This is a genomic window from Pedobacter ghigonis, from assembly GCF_903166585.1.
GTDB classification, from domain to species: Bacteria; Bacteroidota; Bacteroidia; order Sphingobacteriales; family Sphingobacteriaceae; genus Pedobacter; species Pedobacter ghigonis.
Window position 1 is genome coordinate 1 of sequence record NZ_CAESCM010000021.1, and the last position, 12,830, is coordinate 12,830.

The following is a 12,830-nucleotide window of genomic DNA, read 5'->3' on the forward strand; positions in this document are numbered from 1 at the left end:
GGTAATTATTACTATTGGAAAACGACACACCAAACGAAGTTATTCTGACAAACCGCCGTATACCGAACGGTACGTACGGTGGTGTGAGGAGACAGCAGGGAAACTAATCCCCTGCTTCTTACTCGATCACACATTTCCGATCCCTTTTTTTTAAACATCAAAAATTACACTTTGGTGTAACCAGTATTTAAAATGCAATAATGAACTTTACACCCAATGCATAACGCATTTAAACTATTAAGATAAAACCTAAATATGGAAATGAAAATGGTACTAACATTCACTTTGGCGATTGTGGCCCTAATGGTTGGTGTGACCTTGTTTAAGCAATTTAATTTTCAAAACTTGAAATTTGAAAACCCTGCATTGACATTCATATATTCGATCATTTTTAGGGGAGCTGTTTAAAGGCCGGCTCAAAATAAGTTTTGACTAATAATATAACAAACTGAATAACGTAAACACCAAAATATTAAGCATGGAACAAAAAGCACTTACCGAGTTAACAGATGAAGAATTGCTGCAGGAAGCAAAAAAAATGAAATCAGCAGCAATCATGAATGGTTTCTTAATCGGATTTCTGATTGGCATTATATTTTACAGTATTATTAAAAACAGCTGGGGCTTTCTTACACTAATCCCTTTGATTTTTGCCTATAAACTCATTAATAATTCGAAGTATAAAAACGAAGAATTAAAAAGTATTTTAAAGGCGCGGAATTTGAAATAAGCAATAACCGCTGATAGTATCAGTACTTCATAGACTTAAAAGCCTTCTGTTATTCGACGCTTTTAATGAAGTCTGTTCAATATACTGTGTCAAAACAGAAATTCTAAATTTATATAGAGCCTGCACATAAATCGTATAAATGATTTTTTAGTGTGTGTACAATTGGATGCCCAATCCATTGATTACTTTATTGAAATACACCAAATAGGTGCAATAATTATGGTAAATATTACTATTTTTGATTGCTCTTCTACCTATCCCGGACTATTTGATGTTTTTTAATCCCTGAAATGACCAATACTGGCATCTCATATACAACTTTAACGGACGATGATCTTTTAATTCATTTAAAAAATGATGATCATTCGGCTTTTACCGAGATATTTAACCGGTACAGCACTTTATTGTATGCACATGCTTTTAATAAGCTTCGGAACGAGAGCGATTCGAGAGATGTGGTTCAGGAAATGTTTATGAAAATCTGGCAAAAACGCCAAACTATCGAACAAGGGAATAATTTGTCTGGCTATTTGTTTATTGCCTTGCGCAATGGCATTTTCAATCTCATTAAACATAAGAATTTAGTAAGTGCATACGCCGGTAATTTTTCGAAGGCAAATGCCGATAGTGGAATTTACACCGATACGCTGGTTCGTGAAAAGCAGTTTGCAGCAATGATTGCGGCTGAAATTGCAAACCTTCCGCCGCGTATGAGGGCTGTTTTCGAATTGCGCAGAAACGAAAACCTATCCAATAAGGAAGTGGCGGTCCGTCTGGGCATCACCGAATCTACTGCTGCCGATCAAATGAAAAAGGCATTACGGATACTAAAAACCAAGATTGGATTGATCTTAATCGTTGTACATTACCTTAATGTAAAATAATTTTTAATTCTATATCCCCAATCTCTCTTTCACAATTGTATTACTTATATCAAGCTTAATACTCAAATGGAAGAAGAAAAATTCAGACGGATTTTAGATCGGTATATTGCAGGTGAAGCTACTCCTGAAGAGGAGGCATGGCTTGAGTCTGCCTATATTAATCTGAATAGCAAAGAACTTCCAGTATATACCGAATCATTTTTAGCCGCAGAAACGCAGCAGATCTGGAAAACGGTGCAAGCCAATACCAAACCAGCCCGGAAAATAAAATTACAACCTTTGTTTTATGCTGCAGCTGCACTAGTTGTGATTTCTTTAGCAGGTATTTTAATTTATAACCAAAATCATCCATCCTCGTATCTGGCAAGTCTTCCGCCAGCTAAAGATATTAAGGCAGGTAAAGACCGCGCTATTCTGGTGCTGGATAACGGGAAACAAATCGACCTGGACCAAATTGATAATGGTCGTTTGGCTGATCAGGCCGGAGTTAAAATTTCAAAAACAGCCGATGGACAAATTGTTTATGAAATGCCCAATCAGGCAGTAGTTGATAATAAAATCGCACACAATACAATTCAAACGCCTGCCGGCGGTCAGTATCAGGTTAATTTGCCTGATGGAACCAGGGTATGGTTAAATGCATCATCATCAGTAACTTTTGCCACATCTTTTGCGGCAGAACGAAGGGTTAAACTTAAAGGTGAGGCTTATTTCGAAGTAAGTAAAATTTCTATGGGGGGCAGGAGGATACCCTTTATTGTAGAAACTGAAAATCAGAAAATTGAAGTATTGGGTACGCATTTCAATATAAATGCTTATGCCGATGAAATAGCAACGAAAACAACTTTGCTTGAAGGAAGTGTGAAGATTAACGATGCCCTGCTGCTAAAACCTGGTCAACAAGCCCGTGGAAACGGCGAGGCGGTAAAAGTTTTAAACGTAAATGCCGAGAATTTTATCGACTGGAAAAACGGTGATTTTATTTTAGAACATAATGATTTTAGGTCGGTTATGCGCAAAATTGCCCGCTGGTACGATGTGGAAGTTGTTTACAGTGATGATGCACCTAAAAAATTAAATCTTGGAGGGTGGATTTCAAGATCAAAAAATATTTCATCCGTTTTAGAAGTAATGGAAAAGACGGGAAAAGTTCACTTTAAAATTGAAGGAAGGAGGATCACGGTAACCAGATAATATAATTATACGTGGCCCTAAAATAAAAAGCCAGAGGTGGTGGAACACCGCTGGCCAAAGTTTTTAGCGCTAATAAATCAATCGACTGACTATTCAACTTAAAAACCAAACAAATGTACAAATTTTACCCAAACAAACTGGGTGGGCCTTCTGGCCATGTCCAAAAAATTCTGCTGATTATGCGTGTAACTACGTTTCTATTATTGGCTGCAATGATGCAAGTAAGTGCAACAACGCTTGCTCAAAGGGTTACAATTAATCAAAAAAATGCAAATTTAACCGATGTATTCAAGGCCATAAGAACGCAAACCGGTTACGATTTTATATACGATCAGGATTTAATTTCTAAATCCATTCCGGTTAGCATTAACGTTACCAATACAACACTTGGCGAAGCCCTGAAACGTTGTTTGTCTAACCAATCGCTTACTTTCACCATTGAAAATAAAACGGTAATTATTCAGGAAAAAAGCTTTTTGGATAAGGTTACCGGTTATTTTGATAATATTACTGTTACTGGTACCGTGCTTGATGAAAGGGGGCAGCCGTTTCCGGGGGTGAGTGTAAAAGTAAAAGGCACGAATCGCTCAACGGCTACAGGAAATAATGGTAAATTTTATATCTCGGCTAGCGATGAAAACCCGACGCTTATTTTATCATACGTTGGTTACAAAACCATAGAAGTTACAGCAACGGCTACTTTAACGGTTAATATGGTGCTTGATCCGGCTAAGCTGGATGAAATAATGGTTATTGGCTACGGCACAACTACACGCAGGTTAAGCACAGGTTCGCAGGTTGGCATTAGTGCAAAAGATATCGAAAAGCAACCCGTTACCAACGTATTGCAGGCTTTGCAAGGCCGTATGGCTGGTGTAACCATTGTACAAACCAATGGTTTACCGGGCGCAGGTATTAATGTTCAGATAAGAGGTGCAAATGCCATTGGCTTAAACGGTGTTAAGCCAAACCGTCCGCTTTACATTATCGATGGTGTTCCGTACTTGTCTGAGCCAATTAATACAGCAGCTTTTGCCTCATCACAATCCGGAGCCGCATTACCCTCTGCAGAAGGCAATACAAGCCCGATGAATACCATTAACCCATCCGATATCGAAAGTATTGAGGTTTTAAAAGATGCAGATGCAACAGCCATTTATGGTTCGAGAGGAGCAAATGGTGTGGTATTAATTACCACCAAAAAAGGAAAACCCGGCAGAACAAAATTTAATGTCAATGCTTCAACGGGAGTATCAAATGTATCGCATTTTGTAGAAACGGTGGGCACTGAGCAATATCTGGCATTAAGAAGAAAAGCTTTTGCCAATAATACCACAAACCCGGCAACACCAACGGCAACTACCGCTCCCGATTTGCTGGTTTGGGACCAGAATGGCTACACCGATTTTCAGCGTTATATGTTGGGCAATACAGCACATACAAACGATGTAACAGCCAGTTTATCGGGTGGGAATGAGTTAACGAACTTTTTCTTAAGTGGAACTTACCACAAAGAAGGAAATGTTTTTCCCGGCGATCAGGGGTATCAGCGTGGCGGTGGTAAGTTAAATTTAAACCACGCTTCGCTCGATCAACGTTTCAATTTATCGCTAAGCGCCATTTATTCAACTGATAAAAATAACATTTCTACTACTGATTTAGCTACCTGGGCATATAGCCTGGCGCCAAATTTTCCCTTATATAAAGCAGACGGGAGCTTAAACTGGGATGGTTTTACCAATAATCCCCTGGGTTATTTAAGTCAATCGAATGATAACCGTACTTCGAACCTGTTAACCAATTTAGCTTTAAAATACAATGTATTAAAAGGTTTGGATATTAAGGCAAGCTTAGGTTACAGCAAAACGGATATGAACCAGGTGGTTACAAGGCCATTATCTTCGTTAAATCCGAATTTAAACCCAACATCGGGTACGGCAAATTACACGTATAATTATACCAATAACTACATCGTAGAACCCCAAATTACCTATACCAATAAAATCTGGAAAGGTACATTGAATGCTTTGGTGGGTGGAACTTATCAGTTTAAACAATCCAAATTGCCTTACAGCACAAGTGCGTCGGGATTTACCTCTGATGATTTTTTAAGAACTGTTACCGCTGCCTCAATAGTAAGTACAACAAGCAGTTCTGTTGATTATAAATATGCATCGCTGTTTGGCAGGGCAAATTATAATGTGGCAGATAAGTATATCTTGAACGTTAATTTTAGAAGGGATGGTTCATCGCGGTTTGGGCCAAACAATAAATTCGGTAATTTCGGGTCAGTGGGCGGAGCATGGATCTTCTCAGAAGAAAAATTCTTGAAAGATAAATTCAGCTGGTTCAGTTTTGGTAAACTTCGTGGCAGTTACGGGGTTGTGGGTAGCGATGACATCGATAATTATGGCTATTTAGATACATACACAGCTTCAACTTATGTTTATGCAGGTTCAACGGGGTTAAATCCATCACGTTTGCCAAATCCTGATTACAAGTGGGAACAGACCAAAAAGCTGGATGTTGGCTTAGATTTGGCTTTTTTCAATGACCGTTTATCTTTAAGTGCTTCTTATTACCGCAACAGAACAAGCAACCAGTTAATTAATTTAACAACCAGTGCGCAGGCAGGTTTTACCGGCTACCAAAGTAATTTGCCGGCAACGGTTCAGAACTCGGGCTGGGAAATGGCTATAACAAGTACAAACATCAGAAATAAAGATTTTTCATGGAGCTCTTCATTTAATATCAGTCAAAACCACAATAAATTATTGTCGTTTCCTGATATCGAAAAATCATCCTACTTCGCTACTTATGTAGTTGGTAATCCGATTAGTTCCTACTATTTATATCAATATGCAGGCATAAATCCAGCAACCAACCTACCATCGTTTACCGATTTTAATGGTGTTGGCGGTATCAATAGTCCAACAACAGGTTTTGCTGCAACAGGCCGTGGAGACCGTTATTATGCGGGCACTTCTTACCCTAAATTTTATGGTGGTTTAACCAACACTTTTAGTTATAAGAAATTAACACTTGATTTTACCTTCCAGTTTGTAAAACAACAGGGCAGAAGTTTACTGGCCTCGTCATTCTATCCTCCGGGGTATTTTAGCAATGCAGCCTTAAGTATAGTAAATGATTATCTGGCGCTGGGTTCTCAAGATTATTTGGTTTCTGCCGGTACACGTGGTACTGCAGGTTCGGCAGCGTATTTGGCCTACAGCTATTATACTGGTTCGGATGCTTCGTTGGTTGATGCTTCATTTATCAGGTTAAAGAATGTAAGCTTATCTTATGTATTGCCAACTAAATGGATTTCTAAAACCAATGCGCCAAACATCAGGGTGTATGCACAGGGGCAGAATTTATTTACCATCACCAATTATGAAGGGTTCGACCCTGAATCGCAAGGTGTAGCAACTCCGCCATTGCGCACTTTAATTGCTGGTTTACAGTTCACTTTTTAAATCCGAATCATCATGTTAAAATCAAAATACAACATCATCATTTGCTCGCTGGTTTTCATCGCGATTGCCGGTGCAGGATGTAAAAAAATTATCGATATAGATGCACCTTTAAATCAGGTTACAACCGATTTGGTATTTGCATCAGACAAGCTGGCAACCAGTGCGCGGTCAGGTCTTTTTAGTAGTTTATCGCAAACCACAACCCAATCTACAAACCTTACGGTTTACAGCTCGTTACAGGCTGATGATCTGCTGTATCTTTCTACGGTGGGCGGTTTGCAGGAATATAACAACAACAGTTACAATGCACTGAGTACGGGGCAGGCAAGTATTTTTTCGGAGTGGTACGCGATCATTTACCGCGCAAATGCCATTATTAATGGTCTCGAAACCTCTACCGGAGCTTCGGACGCAATTAAAAAGCAATATATAGCCGAGGCTAAGTTTGTAAGGGCTTACTGTTATTTTAACCTGGTTAATACCTTTGGCGATGTGCCTTTGGTTTTGGTTACCGACCCAACAATCACTGCATTTCAGCCTAGAGAGGCTACTGCAAACATTTACACCAAAATTATTGCTGACCTTAGCGATGCAAAAGCGAACCTGTTAAACGATTATTCGGCAACGGCAGGCGACCGCTTAGGTGTAAATAAATTTGTTGCTACCGCGCTTTTGGCAAGGGTATATCTGTTTACCGGTAATTATGCTGCGGCCGAAACCAATGCTTCGGAAGTAATTGCATCAGGTTTATACAGCCTGATTCCGAGGGCAACTATGGGCACAGGTTTATTTATCAAAAATAGCGCAGAAAGTATTTGGCAAATGTCGCCACCTGTAGTAGCAACGAACCAATATACAAACGAAGCGGCTACTTTTATTCCCAGTACTACAACAGCAGTAACCAGTTTTGTTTACCGCATCGATCCAAGGTTTACCGCTTTATTTGAAACAACAGATTTAAGGCGCATTAACTGGATGAACCACACTACACTTTCGGGTGCGGTTTACACGCTTCCTTTCAAATACAAGTATCGTACACAGGCTTTGGCGGTAACAGCTGGCGTTACCGAATTTCAAACTGTAATTAGATTGGCAGAAGTTTACCTGATCCGTGCAGAAGCAAGGGCAAGAATCGGAACAAATTTAACAGGAGCCCTGAGCGATTTGAATGCCATACAAACAAGAGCTGCGGCTACGTTAAGCACTTCTACTATTCCTGCTACCTTATTAAGTGATATTGCACTCGAAAACAGAAAGGAACTTTTTTGTGAGCAGGCTTTCCGCTGGTTCAATTTAAAACGTACAGGTGAAGCTGATGCCGTTTTAAGTGCGATTAAGGCAGGTTATACACCCAAATCAAAACTCTTACCGCTTCCACAAGCGGCCCTCGACGCTAACTATACTTTAACTCAAAACCCAGGTTACTAAAAACACAAATGAAAACAAAAAACCAATTTAATGTCAGGTATTTTTACCTGGCATTAGCCATCGGCATGCTCGGTACAACCGTACAATCGTGCAGTATTTTAAAAAAGAAAAAGAAAACTGCTGTAGCAACGGCTGTTGCACCAAAGCCAAAAACAGATTCTTTAAAAAATCCAATTAAGCCCTACAGCGAGGTAATTACGGCAAAAGCAGTGAGCCAAAAAGGATTGTTTACTGTTCATAAAATAGCAGATAAATATTTCTTTGAAATTCCGAATACCTTGCTAAAAAAGGAGATTTTAGCGGTAAACAGGTTAAGTAAATCAACACCTGGTGCTGGCAATTACGGCGGAGAAGAAGTGGGGGCCCGTATTGTGTACTGGGAGTTAGGGCCAAACAACAAGCTGTTCCTAAAAGTTTCGGCAACGGTTAGCATTGCCGATTCTACCGATATGATTTCAAAAGCGGTGGCCAGTTCGAACTTAAACCCGATAATGGCAGCTTTTCCGATTAAGGCAAAAAGTAAAGACTCATCATCAGTGGTAATTGATGTTACAGATTTCTTAATTAGCGAAACCCCCTTATTATCTTTCGATGCAGAAAATAAGAAAGCATACAGTTTAGGTGCACAGGCGGCCGACCGTTCTTACATCGAAAGTGTAAAGAGTTTTCCAATCAATACCGAAGTAAAAAGCATCCGTACTTACAATACTGTTGGCGGCAGATTACCTGCTGCGAGCGAGGCTGGTGCCATTACTTTGGGCATGAATACCTCTTTTGTAATGCTTCCCGAAAACCCGATGAGAAAGCGTATGTACGATGCCCGCGTGGGTTTCTTCGCCAGTGCAAACATCAGGTATAAAGATGATCAGCAGAAAGTAGAACAGGAGGCTTTTATTCACCGCTGGAGATTAGAACCCAAAGAGGAGGATATTGAAAAATTTAAAAAAGGAGAGCTCGTAGAACCCAAAAAACAGATTGTTTATTATATCGATCCGGCAACACCAAAAAAATGGAGGCCATTCCTGATTGCTGGTGTAAACGATTGGCAAAAAGCTTTTGAACAGGCTGGTTTTAAAAACGCAATTGTTGGTAAAGAATGGCCAGAGGCCGATACAACAATGAGTTTAGATGATGCGCGTTTCTCTGTAATCCGTTACTTTGCATCGCCACAGCAAAATGCTTACGGACCAAACATTGCCGATCCGCGTACCGGCGAAATTTTGGAAAGCCACATTGGCTGGTACCACAATGTAATGAACCTGGTACACCGTTGGTACATGATCCAGGCTGGTGCAATAGATCCGAAAGCCCGCAAAAATAAATTCGATGATGAGTTGATGGGGCAATTAATAAGATTTGTTTCTTCGCACGAAATAGGTCATACACTGGGCTTACGCCATAACATGGGCGCGAGTAGTACCGTGCCTGTAGAAAAATTGAGAGATAAGAAATGGGTTGAAGCACATGGCCACACGCCATCAATTATGGATTATGCCCGTTTTAATTATGTGGCACAGCCAGAAGATAACGTTAGCGAAGCCGGAATTTTTCCAAGAATTAACGATTACGATAAATGGGCCATTCAATGGGGATACAAGCCGATTTTTGGTACTGCAAATGCTGCGGCCGATAAAAAAATCCTCAACAAAATTACTATCGATAGCTTAGCGTCCAACAAAAGACTTTGGTTTGGTGGCGAAGGCAGAGATTACGATCCACGTTCTCAATCTGAAGATTTAGGAGACGACGCGATAAAAGTAAGTCAGTATGGCATTAAAAACTTAAAGCGTGTTGTTCCACAGTTAATTTACTGGACTAGGGAAGATGGTGAAGATTATACCGATTTGAAAGAAATGTATAAAGAGGCAGTTGGGCAACTTTCTAAATATGCTTATCACGTAATTAAAAACTTGGGAGGTGTTAACGTAACTGAAAAAACTTACGAGCAGGCAGGTGCGGTTTATAAACCTGTTAGTCTGGCCAAACAGAAGGAGGCGATTAAATTTATTAACGATGAAATTTTTACCACGCCAAAATGGTTGTTAAACGAGCAGATTTTAAATAAGATCGATCCTAAATATGGTTTTGGTGAAGTTGAGAATTTGCAATCGGGTGTTGTTGCTTCGGTTACTTCTCAAAGCCGCTTATTCCGTTTAATGGTTAACCAACGCGATTATGGAAAAGGTGCTTATTCGCCTCAGCAATGGTTAAACGATCTGAAAAACGGCATTTTTTCGGAGATAAAAACCGGAAAGGCTATTGATTCTTACCGCCGCAGTTTGCAGAAAATGTATGTGGGTAGTATCATCACCATGTACAATAAACGCTTTGCATTACAAGGTTCGTTGGATAATATTCTGGCAGGTGTTACACCAACTGAAATTCTGCTTTATTCGAATGTTAAGCCCCTGGCGCTTGCGCATTTAAAAGATCTCCGCAAAGATATTGGCAGTGCCATTGGCAGAACGAACGATTCGGATAGCAAAATACACCTGGCTTATTTAAAACAAATGCTGGATAAGATTTTAACAGAATCGCCAATACCGGGATTAAACTATTAATATTTTAAACAGATCATGATGATGCTACAAAATATCAAAAACATTGCATTACAGGTTTTGATTATGATGCTATGTTCTACTGTGTATGCGCAACAATTTACACATACCACTGGAAACATAGCAGGTTTGGGAAACGGATGGATTAAATTTTCTTATGAATTTGATGATACCCTTTATCAGGATTCTGTGCAGGCTAAATCAGATGCTTTTGAAATTAAAATTCCGCTGGTAGAAACGGCTATTTGTACCTTATCAACATCGGTTAATAAGCAAATTAGGATTTTTATAGTAGAAAATAGTCCTGTTAAGGTTAATGGAGTAGCTGATAAAATTTATGAGCTTAATATATCCGGATCAAAAGAGAATGACCTGTTTAACGACTATAAAATGAACTTAGCTGCGATTCCGGGTAAGCGACCCTCGTTATCCGGAAATCAAGATGCCGATAAGGCTGCACTCAGTAGATATGCAGCATCCCTTCAACTGTTAAAAGATAGTGTGCTAAACCATTTTATTTCGGCGAACCCGGATCGGGTAAGCTCAGCAATAGCGATTTTTAATATGTATGTTACTTATCCCGATAGGATAAAAGCGGCTGATGCCTATTCCAAATTATCGGCTGGTGTTCGGCAATCAGGCTATGGGAAAGAAATAAAGCAATTTATCGATGCGGAAGCAATTACCATTGCAGGGGCTCTAGCTCCTGAGTTTTCCTTAAAAGATGGCGGGGGAAAAATGGTTTCACTGAAAGATTTTAGCGGGAAGTATGTGCTGATTGATTTTTGGGCAAGCTGGTGCGGACCATGCAGGTTAGAGAATCCCAATTTAATTAAAGCCTATCAGAAATTTAAAGGCAAGGGTTTTACCATTGTTGGCTTATCCATGGATAGCTCGAAAGAAAACTGGTTAAAGGCTGTTGAACAGGATAAACTTTCCTGGATTCAGTTAAATGATCCAAAATCTACCAGTGGAAAAACTGCGGGTATATATGGCGTTAAAAGCCTGCCCGCAAACTTTTTAGTCGATCCATCGGGTAAAATTATTGCCAGAAATTTAAGAGGAAACGCTTTGGAAGAACAGCTCAATAGCATATTTAACAAGTAATTCATGAAAAAATAAGTCATTACAGACTTGAAAATTAACAACTGGGTAGAAGCAGTTGATGTTAATAGTAGTTAGATAATGATGCAGGACGACGGATGTCTCCTGCATTTTTTATGATGATAATTTTTAAACTTTTCAATCCATCAGAAAAAATGAAATATATAGTTCACAAATTGTTTAGCATTGTTTTTTTGTGGCTTTTAGCTTTGCCAGCTGCTTTCGCACAACAAAAACAAGAAGCAGTTTACCTCACCCTGAAAAACGTAAATATTGTTGACGTAGAGAAAGGGAAATTAGATACCGGAATGACAATCCTGATCAAAAATGATCGGATTACAGCTATTTTTCCGGCTAAAAAAAACAAAACACGAGGAAAGGTAATCGATTTGCAACATCGTTTTATCATTCCCGGATTGGTTGATTCGCATGTACATCTAAGTAGTATTGGCGGTTCGTCGATCGAAAGGTCTTATCAATATCTTGATTATTTGCTCAGGCATGGAATTACCGCTATTAGAGATCCTGCAGCAAATGGCGTAATCCTGCAAAAAGTTCAGCAAGATGTTAATTTGGGTATTAAGCCTGGTCCAGCTATTTATTATGCTGCTTTTATGGCCGGCGATTGGTATTACAACCGGGATATGAATATTAGAAAAGAGCCTTATCACCCCTGGGAGCAATGCTTAAAACCAGGTGTTAATTTGGATAGCGCAATGAAAGTGGCGAAAAATTTTGGTGCTACTGGTGTAAAATTATACCATTCTTTTGATGCTGCTTTTTTAAAGGAAATTGTTTCGGCTGCCAAAAGAAATCATTTGCTGGTGTGGGGCCATGCGATGATGTATCCTGCCAGGCCTTTAGAAGTGGTTAAGGCTGGGGTAGAAGTAATTTCTCATGCTAGCATGCTATCCGCTTTGATCAATGATCCAAAAATGAATTACCGGAAAGTTCCGCAGGCCTATAAAGACAGTGTTGGGGCAAGTATTGATGTACGCGAACTGGCTGAAGAAATGAAGAAACGTAATGTGATACTCGATGCCACGCTAAGCGTTTTGGAGGTAAAGGAACAATGGATTTTTGAAATTGTAAAAAAGCTTCACCGTTTAGGTGTTAAAATTTCTGCCGGAACGGATAAAATTACGGTGCTCAGCAATCCATATCCCCATTTGCTGGATGAGCTTAACTATTTCGTGAACGATTGCGGTTTTAGTCCGGCAGATGCCTTAGCCGCCGCTACAATTATTGCTGCTGAAACGATTGGACAGGAGCAAAACATCGGAAGTATTAAGGTTGGGAAAAAGGCAGATTTCGTGGTAATTAAAGATAATCCCTTAAATGATATCAATAGACTAAAAGATCAATACATGGTTATCAAACACGGTAAGGTGGTTGAATAATAACCTTGGATTACCGCCAATCTTCGGGGCAAGACAAAAAGTATTGTTTAGGTTCT

Annotated in this window: 8 protein-coding genes; all 8 read left to right on the top strand. The window is 39.6% G+C overall.

Translation table 11 applies throughout. The annotated features are described in order from the left end of the window. Positions 1-478: 478 nt before the first annotated feature. Positions 479-730 carry an FUSC family protein gene (locus HWV58_RS22320; RefSeq protein WP_175636223.1) on the top strand — a complete coding sequence of 84 codons (252 nt, stop codon included), beginning with the start codon at positions 479-481 and terminating at the stop codon, positions 728-730. A gap of 290 nt (positions 731-1,020) precedes the next feature. Beyond that, positions 1,021-1,614: an RNA polymerase sigma factor gene (locus HWV58_RS22325; protein WP_175636224.1), complete on the top strand. Its 594-nt coding sequence runs from the start codon at positions 1,021-1,023 to the stop codon at positions 1,612-1,614. Between the two features lie 66 nt (positions 1,615-1,680). After that, positions 1,681-2,808 (top strand): FecR family protein, encoded by a 1,128-nt coding sequence (locus HWV58_RS22330; protein ID WP_175636225.1) that lies wholly within the window; start codon positions 1,681-1,683, stop codon positions 2,806-2,808. 113 nt (positions 2,809-2,921) lie between these two features. Further along, positions 2,922-6,284, top strand: a complete 3,363-nt coding sequence (locus HWV58_RS22335) for a TonB-dependent receptor (RefSeq protein ID WP_175636226.1) — start codon at positions 2,922-2,924, stop codon at positions 6,282-6,284. Between the two features lie 12 nt (positions 6,285-6,296). After that, complete coding sequence (locus HWV58_RS22340) at positions 6,297-7,712, top strand: RagB/SusD family nutrient uptake outer membrane protein (protein WP_175636227.1); 1,416 nt, start codon at positions 6,297-6,299, stop codon at positions 7,710-7,712. Positions 7,713-7,720: 8 nt separating this feature from the next. Then, positions 7,721-10,273, top strand: a complete 2,553-nt coding sequence (locus HWV58_RS22345) for a zinc-dependent metalloprotease (RefSeq protein ID WP_175636228.1) — start codon at positions 7,721-7,723, stop codon at positions 10,271-10,273. A 15-nt stretch (positions 10,274-10,288) separates the two neighbouring features. Continuing rightward, the gene (locus HWV58_RS22350; RefSeq protein ID WP_175636229.1) at positions 10,289-11,377 is read left to right on the top strand and encodes a TlpA disulfide reductase family protein; all 1,089 of its coding nucleotides are present in this window, start codon (positions 10,289-10,291) and stop codon (positions 11,375-11,377) included. A gap of 152 nt (positions 11,378-11,529) precedes the next feature. Continuing rightward, positions 11,530-12,774: an amidohydrolase family protein gene (locus tag HWV58_RS22355; RefSeq protein WP_175636230.1), complete on the top strand. Its 1,245-nt coding sequence runs from the start codon at positions 11,530-11,532 to the stop codon at positions 12,772-12,774. Positions 12,775-12,830: the final 56 nt, after the last annotated feature.